Origin of the sequence: Parabacteroides sp. AF17-28, from assembly GCF_003479205.1 — a bacterium.
GTDB classification, from domain to species: domain Bacteria; phylum Bacteroidota; class Bacteroidia; order Bacteroidales; family Tannerellaceae; genus Parabacteroides; species Parabacteroides acidifaciens.
In genome coordinates, this window is the sequence record NZ_QUGV01000003.1 from 38644 (window position 1) to 54650 (window position 16007).

Consider the following 16007-nt stretch of genomic DNA (forward strand, 5'->3'; position numbering starts at 1 on the left):
TTGACATTTATTTTATTCGGGGTGTCTTTTGAGACTAAAAAACACGTTTTATACAATAAGCCCTCTACCGTAGGCTCTCTTTTGCCGTTTCGTTTCAACGAACGGTTTTAGAGCTTAGAGGCGAAGCCTCTTCCTCTGTGGACTTAAGTCCCTTTAATAGGATTACTTGTAGGTATTTGAAAGGGGGTTCAAACCCACAGAGGAATCCGGCAAAGCCGGGAATTTGTCAACCCGTTGATTGAAATCAACGGCAAAAAAGAGCTTGCGGCAGGGGGGGCTTATTGTATAAAACGGATTTTTTAGTTCCAAAAGACATCCGAAACAAAACAAATGTTAATCCACTTTTTTGACCTCAAAAAGGGACTTTTTCGCCTTTTTTGAGTGTTCCCAGCCATTACGACCGTCCTCTTTGCCACCACGACCGTGCTAATGTGTAGTGCACTCGGCACCTCGCGAAGATTAGCACGGTCGTAATGGAGATTAGGACGGTCGTAATTGGAAAGAGGACCGTCTTTAGGGCAAAAAAGCACCTGAATTTCCTTGGGATATTTGGAACGCCGTCCGTTTTATTTTGCTACAGGCGATTCTCCGAGAGTTAAGGTTTATCACTTTGTCGGCGTTTCCGGCTTTCGGCAATCAAATTGTATGCTTTCCGGAACAGGCTGCGCACCTCGTTTTTCCTATTGTCAGAAAGAGGAGCTTAAACCGCAAAAAGAGTCAATTCAAAATCGATCAAGATTTCGGATGAAATAGAAAAAACGCCCCAATAGGGGGTTATTGTAATATTCATTAGATTTGCAGGAGGTCCAAAACTAAGGAAAAGTGAGCTATCCCGTTCCCGCGCTCCGACGCGGGATCGGGATAGCTCAAATCTGTCAAATAATGAATTTATTTATCCCAAATGATTATCTGGTGAGACATTGTCAAGTCATAGTTCTGATTTGTAAACCTTTTCCCATACCGCTTTGTTCTTTTCCCGAAACCGTGTAAAAAACGTCGTGTATGTTTTTTATGGTTTATGCCAAAATGGCATGAATTGCTTCTGGTATCTATTTTGTAGGAATATAGGTGAAGGTTAAAAATAAAAAGAAGAAAGAAAGGAGTATAACTATATGAACTTAAACAATTTTACAATTAAAGCACAAGAGGCCGTTCAGCAGGCTGTACAGCTGACTACCCAAAATGGGCAGCAAGCTATCGAAGCCGTTCATTTGCTGAAAGGTGTCATTATGACGGGCGAGAGTGTGACCAATTTCATCTTTCAGAAACTGGGTGTGAACATCCAGAATCTGAACCGCGTGTTGGATGCACAGATCAGTTCGCTGCCGAAAGTTTCCGGTGGGGAACCTTACCTGTCGAGTGAAGCAAATGCCGTTTTGCAGAAAGCAATCGACTATTCATCCAAGATGGGGGACCAGTATGTTTCGCTGGAACCGATCATTTTGGCTTTGTTTACGGAAAAGAGTACCGCTTCGCAGATACTGAAAGATGCCGGTGTAACGGAAAACGAATTGCGCCAGGCTATCGAGGAACTGCGGAAAGGCAATAAAGTGACCAGCCAGTCGGCCGAAGATACGTACGATGCGTTGGGCAAATATGCCATCAACTTGAACGAACGTGCCCGTAGCGGCAAGTTAGACCCGGTGATCGGACGCGACGACGAAATCCGCCGTGTGCTCCAGATCCTGAGCCGCCGTACCAAAAACAACCCGATCCTGATCGGTGAACCGGGTGTCGGTAAAACGGCGATTGCCGAAGGGCTTGCACACCGTATCGTGCGTGGCGACGTACCGGAGAACTTGAAATCAAAACAGATATTCTCGTTGGATATGGGTGCGCTGATTGCCGGTGCCAAATATAAAGGCGAGTTTGAGGAACGTTTGAAAGCCGTAGTCAACGAGGTGACCCAGTCGGATGGTGAGATCATTCTGTTTATAGACGAGATCCATACGCTGGTAGGTGCCGGAAAGGGCGAGGGTGCGATGGACGCCGCCAATATCCTGAAACCGGCTTTGGCCCGTGGTGAACTGCGTTCGATCGGTGCGACGACACTCGACGAATATCAGAAGTATTTTGAAAAGGATAAGGCGCTCGAACGTCGTTTCCAGATTGTCCTGGTGGACGAACCGAACGAGCTGGATGCCATTTCCATCCTGCGTGGTTTGAAAGAGAAATATGAGAACCATCATAAGGTGCGTATCAAAGATGATGCGATCATCGCAGCCGTCCAGTTGTCGACGCGCTACATCACCGACCGTTTCCTGCCTGACAAGGCGATCGACCTGATGGATGAAGCCGCCGCCCGTCTGCGTTTGCAGATCGACTCGGTGCCGGAATCCTTAGATGAAGTTTCCCGCCGTATCAAACAGCTGGAAATCGAACGTGAAGCGATCAAGCGTGAAAACGATAAAGGAAAGCTGGAACAGCTCAATAAGGAAATTGCCGACCTGAAGGACGAAGAAACGAAACAGAAGGCCCAATGGCAAAGCGAAAAAGAGCAGATCAACAAGATTCAGCAGAACAAGATAGACATCGAGAACCTGAAGTTTGAAGCCGATAAGGCCGAACGTGAAGGCGACTACGGTAAAGTGGCCGAAATCCGTTACGGAAAGATCAAACAGAAGGAAGAAGAGATCAGCGAAGTTCAGGAAAAGCTGAAGACGATGCAGGGAGCTGCCGCCATGATTAAGGAAGAGGTCGACAGCGAGGATATTGCCGATGTGGTGTCCCGTTGGACCGGAATCCCTGTCAGTAAGATGATGCAGAGCGAAAAGGAAAAACTGCTCCATCTGGAATCCGAACTGCATACACGTGTGATCGGACAGGAAGAGGCGATCAGTGCCATTGCGGATGCTGTGCGCCGTAGCCGTGCCGGATTGCAGGACCCGAAGCGGCCGATCGGTTCGTTTATCTTCCTCGGTACGACCGGTGTGGGTAAGACGGAGCTTGCCAAGGCGTTGGCGGAATATCTGTTCGATGATGAGAATATGATGACCCGTATCGATATGAGCGAGTATCAGGAGAAATTCAGCGCGACCCGTCTGATCGGTGCGCCTCCGGGATATGTCGGTTACGATGAGGGCGGCCAGCTGACGGAAGCGATCCGTCGTAAACCGTATTCCGTTGTCCTGTTCGACGAGATCGAAAAGGCTCACCCGGATGTCTTCAATATCCTTTTGCAGGTATTGGACGACGGCCGTCTGACCGACAACAAAGGGCGTGTCGTCAACTTCAAGAACACGATCATCATCATGACCAGCAATATGGGTTCATCCCTGATCCGTGAAAACTTCGAGAAGATGACGCCGGAAACACACGACCGGGTGGTGGACGAAACGAAGATCCAGGTGTTGGAATTGTTGAAAAAGACAATCCGTCCCGAATTCCTGAACCGTATCGACGACATCATCATGTTTACGCCGCTTAACGAAGAAGAGATCCGCCGGATCGTGACTTTGCAATTGAATGGTGTGAAGAAGATGCTGGCCCAGAACGGTATCGCTCTGGACTTTACGGATGCTGCCCTGGCTTTCATCTCCGATAAAGGCTTCGATCCGCAGTTTGGCGCCCGTCCTGTGAAGCGTGTGATCCAGAAGTATGTATTGAACGAACTGTCTAAAGAACTGTTGGGCGGCAAAATCAATAAAGACCACGCGATCACGATAGACAGCGACGGCAACGGCCTGGTATTTAAAAACTGATCAGGTATTGGTTTGATTGATATATAAGCAAGAGGCTCTGCTCCTTAATTGGGGCGGGGCTTTTTTTATGATAAAAAGTTGTCTCTTTTTTGGCAGGTAATGACCTTTTTATACTTTTGCACCTTGAAGTTCATAGCAAAACGAATACAAAGAAAACGTGAAGGATAAAATAGTTGTACTTGTTATTTTGGGGAGTTTAATCGTGTCGATGTTTATAGGATGTCAGCAGTCTCCTCCCCAATATATTCCCCAGGTAGTAGATTCGGTCAATAACGATAAAGATCGGATGGGGTTGAATGGGAAAGTCAAAACGCTGGATATTTATTATTATCGTCCGGAAAAAGTATCATCTATCTTCTCCGTGAAATTCAAAAAAGGTGGGAAATGGGAAGAGGACGGAATACATCACTGCCATTTACGCTTCAATATCGATGGCAATCTTGTTCAATATAACGAATACGATAAGCAAGAAAATGCTGTTCGAAAGACCGATTATACCTATGAGGCGTGGGGATATACACATACACTCAGCTCTCCGGGAACTAACGGTACGATTGTCCGCAAATATAATACAGACGGGAAGCTGCTGGAAGTTGTGTATGATAATCTCTATGGGGAGATAAATACTTATGACGACAGAGGAAATCTTATCCGGACGAAACAGATCGACGGAACGGTTCACAAACCGGCGATGATCGAATATGATTATAACGAACACGATTTATTGGTCGAGAAGAGAGAGTTTTATAATATAGGAGAGTTATCGGGCAAGACAGTCTATGAGTACGGTGCAAATGATTTGTTGGCTCAGACTCAGGTCTATGATTTGTTGAGTCGTGATATGCCGGAAACGCATTTTATCTATGAATACGGCGACAGTAACCGTGTTGTGGAAGAATATAGGATTGACGGTGAAGGCAATAAAGAGTTGGAATCTTGGTGTAAACGTGAATACTATCCAAATGGTAAACTGAAAGCTGTTGTCCGCAATGGTTTCTTGGAGGAAAAATATGACGAACAGGGGCGGTCGATTGATGAGCGGCCTGGATTTGAAATACTCTACAAAGACTTTCAGGACTATGGCTATGATACGCATGGCAACTGGATTGAAACAAAGAACTTCAAAGATTATGTTGATTTCGGCACAGGACTCGGTCGTATATTGAAACCTTATGTTGAGCGTGTCTTTACTTATTACGAAGAATAAAAACTTAAAATAAAACAATATGTACACACGCTCAGATAACAGTAGATAACACTGGTTAACCCTAAATGGAGTGCTATACGCTTACCGGTTCGTCGTTAATCTCTATTTTTGCTCTTAAAATAACAAATAGAGATTATGATAAGACTTAAATCTATTCTTTTGATAGTATTCGCCAGCCTTTCTGCGAGTGCTTTTTCACAAACTGATTCATCGTTGCCTGCAGAGGTGCAGCGGTTGGATGGATATGGAAATGCGGTCGAGTTGTGGGAGTTGTATAAGGATTCGGCCGCTGTGATGGATGAGGCTACCCGGCTGCGGGCAGGAATATCATTATATTATTATCTGAACCGTCCGGATGAAATGCTCCGGTGTGTGGATTCGCTTTTGACGTTGTATCCCGAGACGTGTACGGAAAATGAGATATTGTCCTGCAATTATGTGAAGATGGAGAAACTCTTGGAAAAGGGTTCTTATAAGGAATTGAATGCCTGGTGGAAACAGTTTTCCCGAGATGAAAACCTTTGCCGGAAGATGGGCGAAACGATCGGTTTCCCTTACCGGACGGAAGTGATTGAGGGCTTGGCTGATGTACCGGATTTCCGGATGGAATTTCCGGGTTCGGAGTGTACGGTGCCGGTGAGTTGCACGTATCCGCTGGTTTTATCGGTGAATGTCGATGGAACGGAACTGTCAGAGACTATTTTTGATACCGGAGCGCCAAATACATTCCTTACGATTGAAGCTGCCCGCAAGTGTGGAGTCCGCTTATTGGGCGATACGGTTGCCGTGCAGAGTATGTTCGGCGTGTCGCAGGCGACAACGGGATTGGTGAAAACTCTCCGGGTAGGGGATATCACATTCTATAATACGGTGGTTCATGTCTCTTTGCTTGAAAACGATCCGATATTTTCAGGGCATGATGCTATTCTGGGGGTGAAAGAATTGCGGAATGTGTCGACTGTCGAATTTGAATTGGGAACGTTGAGGATAAAGAAAGCTGAACGGAAGGAAATGCTGAACCCGAATTTCAGCTTCTCGGAGGGCGGACAGTTGTTCCTGCTTTCGCCGGAGCGAAACTATCTGCTGGATACCGGCGGGCAAAGCAGTTTCTCTAACACAACGGATCCGGCTTCCACAAAAATAATGGAGGTGTACGGCTATCCTGTGCACTTCCAAAATACATATACTGAAAATCCCGATTCACTCAGATCTGCACTATTGGGATTACCCTTTTTCCAAGGCTTTGAAACGTGTGTACTCGATTTCGAACGGATGCGCTTTTCCGGTGAGAATTATCATTTACGCGGCAGTTATTCGGATTATATCAACAGTAATAATATGTTGGGTCTGGACACCTGGATCGAATGGCTGGATAAGACTACGGACGAAATGGGACGGTGGCTGACACATAGCTACCGGGGATTGTTGAAAAATGATTATAATGCGACAATCCTTTATACGGACAGCCTGTTGAATAAATATCAGCAGGAACTTGGCGGAAGTGTGTTTTTTGTGCTCAACTTGCGGGCGGCGGCATTGGCTTATATGGGATTTTATAAGGAGGCTGGCGAATTGATGAAAATATGTCTTCAGGCGATGCCGGATATGGCTGGCAGCTATAATAAGTGTATAGCATTGGAGCCTTTCGGCGGCCAACAACTCGATTGGAAGAAAGAGGTGGTAGTGCTCAATGCCACTAAAGGAGAAAAGGGCTTTATGATTCCGGCCCGGGTTGCCGGTGGTTCTTATCGTATATGCTTTGCACCGGATAAGGCTGTTTCAACGATATCGAAAGCCGAAGCGGTGAAGTTGAATATGAATGTGATCGAGTTTGAAGATCCGTTGTCGAGAGGAGGCAAGACACGTATGGCAATAGCTCCGGAACTCATATTAGGAGATTTGGTTATCCGGAATGCACAGTTTGAAATCAGTGACGAAGAGGGGCTTGTCTTGGGTAATAGCGTGCTCCGTCTTATTCCTCAGTTTGCGATTCTGAATAATCGGATCATGCTTTATCAGCATCCGCAACAGTATGAGGGGGCTGAAGAATTGCCGCTTTTGCTTTCTAACTATGTGCTTTGTTTCCGCGAATCGGAAAAGAGCGAGAAAGGCTATTCCATCGGGGCAGCAGTCCCTTACGCCGAACAAATTACGCTGCAGGATGTCTGTAAGCCGGATGTAAAGGCGGTGTTCGATCTCGAACGGATGAAATTGATATTGACATCAGATTAAAAGGTGCCGGAAAAGATATATCTTTGTACAAGATACGAGAGAAACAATGTACAAATCGATACAGGTACTAAAGCAGTTTTGGGGCTATGACAGTTTCCGGCCGGGGCAGGCGGAGGTTATCGACAGTATTCTGTCGGGGCACGACACGCTTGCCTTGATGCCGACCGGTGGGGGTAAATCAATTACTTTCCAGGTCCCGGCTCTGTCTAAGCCGGGCATTTGCCTTGTGATCAGTCCGCTTGTCGCTTTGATGAAGGATCAGGTAAAGAACCTTCAGAAGCGCGGGATATTGTCGGTTTTTATAAGTTCGGAAATGCCCCGTTGGGAGATTTTGCAGCAGCTGGACAATTGCATCTTGGGTGATTATAAGTTCCTGTATATTTCCCCTGAACGTATCTCTTCCGATCTGTTTCAGGAAAAGCTGAAACCGTTATCCGCAAAGGTAAATCTGTTGGTTGTGGATGAAGCGCATTGTATCTCGCAATGGGGGAATGACTTCCGCCGGGATTACCGTTTGATTGCCGATATCCGTGATGCTATCCCTCGTGTTCCGGTGATTGCCGTGACGGCATCCGCTACGGCTGCGGTGGTTGCCGATATCTGTGAACAACTCCATTTTCGTAAAGGCTACCGGGTGTTCAAGACCTCTTTTGAACGGAAGAACCTTTCTTTCGTTGTCCGCAAGACGGATAATAAGCTGAATGAACTTTGCCATATCCTGTCGTCTGTGCAAGGTTCGGCTGTTGTCTATAGCCGGACCCGCAGGGGTGTGGAAGAATATGCCGGTAAATTGAGGGCGGCAGGTATCTCGGCCGAATACTTCCATGCCGGGTTGGATCCGGTTATCAAGACGGAACGGCAGACCGACTGGCTGAAAGGGAATACCCGCGTGCTGGTGGCCACTAATGCTTTCGGGATGGGTATCGATAAGGGAGATGTGCGCTTGGTGATCCATACGGAGTTCCCGGATTCGATGGAAGCCTATTATCAGGAAGCCGGACGAGCCGGACGTGACGGGAACCGGGCGTATGCGGTGGCCTTGTTGGGCCCGCAGGATATTACGGATATAAAAAGACGTCCCTCCAATGCTTTTCCTACAATCGAATATATCAAACGGGTTTATGAGGCCTTGTGCAACCGTTTCCAGATTGCGGAAGGTGACGGGGAAGGCGTGTCTGTTTACCTGAATGAACCGGAGTTCCTGCGTGACTGGCATTTTGACAAAGGGCGTCTGCGCTCTTCACTCGAAATATTATCTCTGTCCGGTTATCTCGATTTTGAGCCATATCCGAATACGCATCCTTATCTCAGGTATGACCAGCCACGTTGGACGATGGACCGTTTTCTGAATGAAGACTCTCCGGCCGCCAAGATCGCCATTGAGGTTTTACGCAATTACGAGGGGCTTTTCTCGGCAGGCGTATTTGTCAGTGTGGATATGTTGGCAAGAAAGACCGGATTCCAGCCCCGGGAGGTAGCCAAAATCTTAGGCTATCTGCGGAATATCGGTTTCTATTATCTTCCATCCAAGAAGGAACCCCGGATTACCTTCAAGATGATCCGTGTCCCTCTGGAGCGTTTGGTAATCACAACCGCATCCTACGAAAACCGCCTTTCCGCATTTAAAATGCGAATTGAAAAAGTCGCAGAATACCTGCAAACGACCGGTTGCCGCCAAGAGTTTATATCCGAATACTTCGGCATGGAAGGGACGCGGTGCGGGTGTTGCGATAATTGTTTGCGGAAAGAGTAAACCTGTGGAGGTGATAAAAAATACATCCGGTAAGGCTGTCGTCTCAATTATTCCAATATCTTTGCAGTATCTATTAACCAATAAATAAAAATAGTTATGAGTGACAAGGACGATTTGATTTACGATGAAGATGATTCTGTAGCATTTATCCAGAACTATCTTCCACAGGAATTGAAAGGTAAATTCAGCAATGACGATATTAACTACATTGTAGACCTGATTTATGAATTTTATGAGTCAAAGGGTTTTCTGGATGAGAATACCGATGATAATGCGGAAATTGATATTGATGAAGACGAATTGATCGGGTTTGTTGTAAAGAATGCGCAAAAAGACGGTGTCGGCAAGTTTGAAGAAGAAGATATAACTTTTATTGTACAAGGAGAGCTTGAATATTGCGATTCCATCAACATGTTCGATTAATAGACTGTTGTATAAATACAAGATAGTTTATAAAAGAATAAGAAGATGAGAAATTTTAAGTTGTTATCAGTTTTGCTGCTTTGTATGGCAGTTGTTTTTACGAGTTGTGGAACCTGGAACAATACGGCTAAAGGAACAGCCATCGGAGTAGGTGGAGGTGCTGCTGTAGGTGCCGGTGTCGGTGCTCTGGCAGGCAATACAGCATTGGGATCGATTATCGGTGCTGCGGTTGGTGGTACAGCCGGTGCTTTGATCGGTAAGAAGATGGATAAACAGAAGAAAGAACTGGAAGCTACGCTGCCGGAAGAAGCAACTGTCGAAACCATCAATGACGGTGAAGCCCTGCGGGTGACGTTCGATTCCGGAATCCTGTTTGCTACCAACTCGAGTACGGTCAGCGCTGCTTCTAAAAGCGCCTTGCGTAATTTAGCTACCAGCCTGAACGCAAACCCGGACACGGATATTAAGATTATCGGTCATACGGACAATACGGGAAAGGTCGATTATAACCAGACCCTGTCGGAAAAACGTGCAAAGAGCGTATTCGATTATCTGATGGAAGACCAGGGTGTAAGCAGCAAGCGTATGACATACGAAGGCAAAGGTATCCACGAGCCGGTTGCCGATAACAGCACTCCGGAAGGACGTGCTCTGAACCGTCGTGTAGAAATTATCATACTTCCGAACCAGAAAATGGTAGAGGAAGCCCAACAGGGAACATTGAGATAAGGCTAACTACCTTTATAAGAGAGATGGTGCATATCCACATTAGTTGGATTTGCACCATCTTTTTTTTATGCTTACATCTGTTTTAACGGTCGTTTATAACCGTTCCTAAATCTTCAGACAAGTTAATTAACACTCCGGGGGCGGGGGGAGAGCAAACCTTTTTTAGTTGATGTTGTTTAAATAGTAACTTATATATAAGTGCACAAATAATAGTATAAACTGTTTTAAACGTTGAATGAGATGAAAAAGATTCTTCCTTTTTTCTTATTGGTTCTTTTGCTGGCGTCTTGCCAGAAAGACCCGGACATGTCTAAACTAAGCGATGATTTCGTAGTATTTACTGATCACAGTAAGGATGCTAATTTCGGATCGTTTACATCTTTCTACATCCCGGATAGTGTAATGGTAATCGGTAGCAGTGAAAAGCCGGAATTTTGGAGTGCTACTGAAGCGGACGATATCGTCACTACTTTAGTCAATGGCATGGAAGGCCGTGGTTTTACACGTGCCGCAGATAAAGAATCAGCAGACCTGGGTTTGCAGGTTTCTTTCGTGAAAAATGTCAATTATTTTACTAACTATCATGACAATCCTTACTGGTGGTGGGGATATCCCGGATATAACTGGTGGTATGGTTACTGGGGTAACTGGACCGGTGCATGGAATGGATGGTATTATCCGTATCCTGTTGTCTACAGCTATAGCGTAGGTTCCCTGTTGGTTGAACTGGTCGACCTGAAAGCGCCGACTCCAAAAGCTACCGATGCAAAACTTCCGGTTCTTTGGACTGCTTACATGACTGGTCTGCTGTCTGGTTCCGACAAAGTAAATATCGCACTTTCAACTCGTGCTATCGAGCAGGCTTTTGTACAGTCACCGTACTTAAAGAAATAATTAAACGCGAATTAAAAGAAAATTTGAGTCTTATGAAAAAGATAACTAAATCAATAAAATTAATCGCTTTACTTGTCGCCTGTTTAGCGATTCCATCTCTGGCTGGCGCCCAGGTTGTAAAGAACATGTATTTTAATGTCGACTGGCAGCTCAATTCTCCGTTCAGCCAGACATTCTCTGATAAGACAAGTGGTTGGGGTGCACATGCAGAAGCCGGTTATTATCTCGTCCCTAATTTCTCGGTAGGTGCGTTTATCTCTTATCACACTAACAATAAATATATCGATCGTCAGACATTGCCGGTAAGTTCGACTTCTGCCATCACTTCCGATCAGCAGCACTCTATCTTCCAGTTGCCTTTTGGTGCAGCTTTCCGTTATAACGTTGCTCCCGAAAGCCAGTTCCAGCCTTATGCAGGCTTACAGTTAGGGGCAAGCTACAGTGAAATGTCGACTTATATGAATGTAATGAAAGTATACGACCGTAACTGGGGTTTCTATGTATCTCCCGAAATCGGTATGAATATGTATTTTACTCCTCAGAAACAGATCGGTTTACATATTGCTGCCTACTATAATTATGCAACCAATAAAGGAGACGTCCTGAGTTATTCGATCGATGGGTTGAATAACTGGGGTATCCGGTTAGGTCTTGCATTTTAATAAGAAGAGTTGTTCTTTTAAGTGTTTTATGTAGTTTATGGGGAACGGGAGGTTGCCATTTGTGGCACCTTCCGTTTTTTTGTATTATAGAATCTGCAGCTTAAGGCCGAACGAGAGACTCATGTAGTCTTTGGGTTTCAGGCTTTTGTTGCCGATCTTATTTATCAGGTACAAATCGCAGGTACTGAGTTCATAAAAGAAAGAGATGGATTTGTGCCAGCTTTTGTTTTCATTCAGCTTCAACGTGAACCGTTCGCCGGCGAAGATATGCGTACGGATGCGGGTTGAAAACCAGTAATAGCCTTTTGGGTATTTATCCGGTTGCCTTCCCCAGAAGTCACGGTCGAACAATGTATTGATATAAAACCCGCAAGCGAGAGGCTCGAAAGAGAGCTTGTCGGAGAGAGGAATATTCCAAGGGTAATAGTTCTGTTTGAGTGTCATTGTTATCATTGCGTGACGGTCCGAATAGCGGGGGACGAGTCCCAGAAGGACATCCGTTTCCCAATGGTTACGATAATAATTCCAACCTGTGCCGAGTGAGATCAACCCCATTGAACCGGCATATTGGATCTTACTGTAATGGGGGATAAGTTTTTCCCATCTGGATATATATTTTTCTACACGCTTTGTGTAACGTGCTTCATCTTCGCTGCTTTCCTGTGCCTGTAATGTGCCGATTAGGAGAAGGAATAGCGTCATCCATTTAAAAATCGATAACTTCATACGTGTAGCTGTCTGGTGTCAAGGTGAATAATATGTAATTGCGTTTGGCTGTATTGCTGCAACCATAGTAGATGATCCCGTCATCGAACAGATCATCCATCTGCAATTGATGGTTGTGGGCATTCAAGCAGAACATCAAGGATGGAAATTGCCGGATGTAAAGCTGGAATACGTCTTTTATATTGTTGTCGAACTGGTCGCTTCCGGGACGGGCATGCATGGCTACGACCGTACGGCTGTATTGCCGGGTACTGTCTTCCAACTCCTCTTTCAGGAAACCGAAATCGGGTACAGGATGCGAGTAGTCATATTCGATTGCATTGGTGTTGAGGCAGACAAACTTGACATCCCGGGCAATAAAAGAGAAGTTCTCATTGCCGAAGAGCTTTTCATAAACCTGGTCGCCATTTCCGATTATATCATGATTCCCGATCAACCCTACATACGGAATATCGAGTTTGGAAAGGATATCGACAGCCCATTCGTATTCCTTTTTCATTCCGAATTCGGTGTAGTCTCCTCCGTGAATGATGAAGTCTATGCTGTCTTTTTTCCTGTTGATGTGTTTTACGAAATCATTTGTTTCGTCATAACTGCGCTGCGTGTCGCCCATCAGGACGAACCGGATCGTGTCCTTGTCTTTTGTGGCAGCTTCAATAAGCGGGATATTTTGTTCGTTGATATTACGCTCGGAGATCGTAAGTCGTCCGTCATATGGGTGATAGTCGATCAGGTCACACGCAGACAGTAGTATGCAAAGGCATAATGGTAAAGCTTGTTTAAACATGACATCATTGCTTTTATCTCCAAGCAAAGTTAGGTTGTTCCGCCGCGAGAAAAAAGGTCAAGATGTAATGGATGATGGTTTATAATGTGCCAATCATAAGAAAAAGTGAATCAATAATATTGTCATGGAACACAGATGACACAGATTGGGCAGATGACCACAGATCTATTTATTAAAAAAACAAATCTGCGGTCATCCGTTTTATCGGTGTTATCCGTGTTCCATGATAATACAAACAGGTTCAGTTCTGGCAAATATTGAGCCCTTGATAGTATTGGAATGCTATTTGATATAGTTATAATACCGGTTGAAGAAGTTTTTGAACCAGCCGGTTTTCATCAAGCCTTTTTCGAAGATCAGGATGCCCAGGAGGGCGCAACAGATGCCTAATGTTACATCTATAATATAATGATGTGATGAATAGACGGCTGTTCCCCAGATGCCAAGCATGATGATGGCAAAGAGGATGATCACGAATTTATTGCATTTGTTAATGATCGCATAACAAAGTGCTACCACCATATAAGCAGCATGCAGCGACGGAACAGCGGCAAAAACATTCGCATTGCGGCCATAGATGGAGTCAAAAATGGAAAGCCCTGTCAACGCGTCGAACCTGCCGAGCCCGGCAACGTTACCGGGAGTATTCAGAATCGGTTCGAAACCGTAGTTTATAGCATACCAAGGCGGAGCGGCCGGGTGAATATAATATCCGGCAAAACCGATCAGGTTGACGAATAGGAATACCATCGAGTAGCGCAGATACAAGCTTCGGTCGCCTTTCAGATAAAGCCACAGTCCGAATGCTATCGGGACCGGAACCCAACAGAGATAGAATATACCGGCGAAGAAGTCGGCTATCTGGCAATTATGAATCGCAAAATATTCACAAGGTATTAATATGTTTCCGTTGTCATTTATCCCGAAAAGGCTCTTTTCCAGGTTGTACAAACCTTCCACATCGATCGGATTCGCTTCGTAGTTCGGAAAAACGCGCATCCAGTCGTACGAAATGCCGAAAAGGGCAAACGGCAGCAAGGCAACAGCCAATTTGCGGGTTGTCTTGCCGGCAAAAAAGAGGAACAGGTACAAACCGGCTATGAGTATATGCTCCGAACGCAGTCCGATACATACGGCTGTCAGCAGAAGGAACAGGATCATCAGGCCAATAACTGTTACAGTCTCTTTCTTAGACGGAAGTATAAAGGCTTTATTCATTCGTTGTCTTTATTTATCAGTAGTTTACGGCAATGGTTCAGACGAGCGAATGCTGTCAGGTTAGAGAATATCGCAACAATCAGCAAAGGTATTACGAATACCATGATCGGTTCGAATGTCTCGCTGTTTTCCATCATGGGAGCGAAGATACCGCAGCAGAGCGCACCCAGTCCGGTCAATACTACGCGTTCAGGCCGCTGCATGAATCCCACCTTGCAATCGAGTCCCAACCCTTCGGCACGGGCACGTACATAGCTCACCATCAGCGAACCGATGAGGGCGATAAAGGCAACGATCGAGCTGATCACATATCCCTGGTTGATCAGGTAAAAGCAGATACCGAAGAAAACAGTCAGTTCGCTGTACCGGTCGAGAACCGAATCGTATAAAGCCCCGAAAGTGGAACTCATTTTCCCGATTCGTGCCACCTGGCCGTCCATCATGTCGAACAGTCCGGCAAACAGGATGATGCCGCCACCCCAGCCGATATAATAGAAATCTTCCCGTTCTCCCTTCATGCCGGCATAAAGGAATATACAAGCCGCTACAATATTCAGGATTAATCCTGTCGTTGTAATAAAATTGGGAGTGATCCCAATTTTGATCATTCCGTGCACAAGCGGATTGATGATCTTATAGATCATCTGCTGTAGCCAATCTCTTAAAACTTTGAATTTCATATCTTATTATTTTTGTTTTTATTTTGTGTCCGCTCTTTGAAACCGGCCTTTGATTCTACAATTCTTGTAGACAAAAACGCGTTGCATATTGTAATTCCAAAGAAATCCGACAAGCAGGGAAACAACCGCTTTTGAGAAGACGAACAAATCGTCGATATAGTGCTTCAGAGTCTCTCTGACCCAAGGATTCTGGCTGATTGTCTCTGTCATTAAATAGATGCCCCAGGTATTCAGTAAAATACTGCCGATCCAGACCAGCAGATATTTTATCATGATGTGCCATTTCTTGCATTCTTTGGATTTGAATGTCCATCTGTAATTGATTATGCAATTCACGATTCCGCCGCAAACAGAGCCGATGAAAGTTGCATATACATAATAGACACCGAATAATTTGACTAATAAAATGGTGACTAAAAAGTCCGTTGCACTGGCAATCTGCGAAGAAAATTGGGCTCGTATGAACATGAATATCCCGCCTTTCTCCGAAAAAGCCTTTGCACTTTTTTTTATCCAATCAACCATCTTGCACCGATTAGCAGGATGAGGCTGTATATACCGGCCAGAATATCATCCATCATTACTCCAACTCCTCCCTTGAGGCTCTCCATTTTGCGTATGCCCAACGGTTTGAAAATGTCGAACAGGCGGAAAAGCACAAAAGCCGCAAATGCATAGCCACGATCTCCTGCCGGAGCCGCCAACAGCGGAATCCACACGCCTACCATCTCGTCTACTACGACCCGTGAGGGATCTTTTCCCCAGATTGGTTCGACTGCGTTTGCCGAACAAATCCCGGCAATCGTAAAGACAATAATCAGTAAAGCGGTTATGATAAGCAACCAAATAGGAGAGACGGTGCAGGACAATGCCAGCCAGATTAAAGTGGCCAACAGCGCACCCGCCGTACCAGGGGCAAACGGAGAAAAACCGGAACCAAAGCCTGTTGCTATGATAATATGAATAAGAGGGACTTTCTTCATCCTGTCTGTAAA

General features: G+C 45.4%; 14 protein-coding genes. 8 read left to right on the top strand and 6 right to left on the bottom strand.

Features of this window, described 5'->3' with window-relative positions; translation table 11 throughout:
- The first annotated feature begins 1112 nt into the window (after nt 1-1112).
- The 8 genes from clpB to DWW90_RS02670 all read left to right on the top strand — a co-directional run bounded on the left by clpB (nt 1113) and on the right by DWW90_RS02670 (nt 11601).
- On the top strand, nt 1113-3701 hold the full coding sequence (gene clpB, locus DWW90_RS02635; RefSeq protein ID WP_122343895.1) for an ATP-dependent chaperone ClpB: 2589 nt from the start codon (nt 1113-1115) through the stop codon (nt 3699-3701).
- 208 nt (nt 3702-3909) lie between these two features.
- Nucleotides 3910-4908 (top strand): hypothetical protein, encoded by a 999-nt coding sequence (locus DWW90_RS02640; RefSeq protein ID WP_233547635.1) that lies wholly within the window; start codon nt 3910-3912, stop codon nt 4906-4908.
- A gap of 135 nt (nt 4909-5043) precedes the next feature.
- The gene (locus DWW90_RS02645) at nt 5044-7140 is read left to right on the top strand and encodes a retropepsin-like aspartic protease (protein WP_122343897.1); all 2097 of its coding nucleotides are present in this window, start codon (nt 5044-5046) and stop codon (nt 7138-7140) included.
- A 46-nt stretch (nt 7141-7186) separates the two neighbouring features.
- Nucleotides 7187-8893, top strand: coding sequence for an ATP-dependent DNA helicase RecQ (locus DWW90_RS02650; RefSeq protein WP_122343898.1), 1707 nt, complete (start codon nt 7187-7189; stop codon nt 8891-8893).
- A 96-nt stretch (nt 8894-8989) separates the two neighbouring features.
- Nucleotides 8990-9316 carry a hypothetical protein gene (locus DWW90_RS02655; RefSeq protein WP_115499176.1) on the top strand — a complete coding sequence of 109 codons (327 nt, stop codon included), beginning with the start codon at nt 8990-8992 and terminating at the stop codon, nt 9314-9316.
- A gap of 45 nt (nt 9317-9361) precedes the next feature.
- Complete coding sequence (locus DWW90_RS02660; protein ID WP_122343899.1) at nt 9362-10045, top strand: OmpA family protein; 684 nt, start codon at nt 9362-9364, stop codon at nt 10043-10045.
- A 240-nt stretch (nt 10046-10285) separates the two neighbouring features.
- Nucleotides 10286-10939 (top strand): DUF4136 domain-containing protein, encoded by a 654-nt coding sequence (locus DWW90_RS02665; protein ID WP_115499167.1) that lies wholly within the window; start codon nt 10286-10288, stop codon nt 10937-10939.
- Between the two features lie 32 nt (nt 10940-10971).
- The gene (locus tag DWW90_RS02670) at nt 10972-11601 is read left to right on the top strand and encodes an outer membrane beta-barrel protein (protein ID WP_115499166.1); all 630 of its coding nucleotides are present in this window, start codon (nt 10972-10974) and stop codon (nt 11599-11601) included.
- An 84-nt stretch (nt 11602-11685) separates the two neighbouring features.
- Here the strand turns inward: DWW90_RS02670 and DWW90_RS02675 are convergent, their stop codons facing one another.
- From DWW90_RS02675 to DWW90_RS02700, 6 genes are all read right to left on the bottom strand, one after another.
- Nucleotides 11686-12327 carry a hypothetical protein gene (locus tag DWW90_RS02675; RefSeq protein WP_199662162.1) on the bottom strand — a complete coding sequence of 214 codons (642 nt, stop codon included), beginning with the start codon at nt 12325-12327 and terminating at the stop codon, nt 11686-11688.
- Nucleotides 12308-13114, bottom strand: coding sequence for a metallophosphoesterase (locus DWW90_RS02680; RefSeq protein ID WP_122343900.1), 807 nt, complete (start codon nt 13112-13114; stop codon nt 12308-12310). Before DWW90_RS02680 ends, DWW90_RS02675 begins: the two co-directional genes overlap by 20 nt.
- A gap of 282 nt (nt 13115-13396) precedes the next feature.
- Nucleotides 13397-14332 carry a phosphatase PAP2 family protein gene (locus DWW90_RS02685; protein ID WP_122343901.1) on the bottom strand — a complete coding sequence of 312 codons (936 nt, stop codon included), beginning with the start codon at nt 14330-14332 and terminating at the stop codon, nt 13397-13399.
- Nucleotides 14329-15012: a CDP-alcohol phosphatidyltransferase family protein gene (locus tag DWW90_RS02690; RefSeq protein ID WP_122343902.1), complete on the bottom strand. Its 684-nt coding sequence runs from the start codon at nt 15010-15012 to the stop codon at nt 14329-14331. Before DWW90_RS02690 ends, DWW90_RS02685 begins: the two co-directional genes overlap by 4 nt.
- Before the next feature lie 18 nt (nt 15013-15030).
- Nucleotides 15031-15537: a GtrA family protein gene (locus DWW90_RS02695; RefSeq protein ID WP_122343903.1), complete on the bottom strand. Its 507-nt coding sequence runs from the start codon at nt 15535-15537 to the stop codon at nt 15031-15033.
- A complete protein-coding gene (locus tag DWW90_RS02700; protein WP_122332446.1) occupies nt 15522-15995 on the bottom strand; it encodes a phosphatidylglycerophosphatase A in 474 nt (157 codons plus the stop codon). The genes DWW90_RS02695 and DWW90_RS02700 overlap by 16 nt, the downstream gene beginning before the upstream one ends.
- Between the last annotated feature and the right edge of the window lie 12 nt (nt 15996-16007).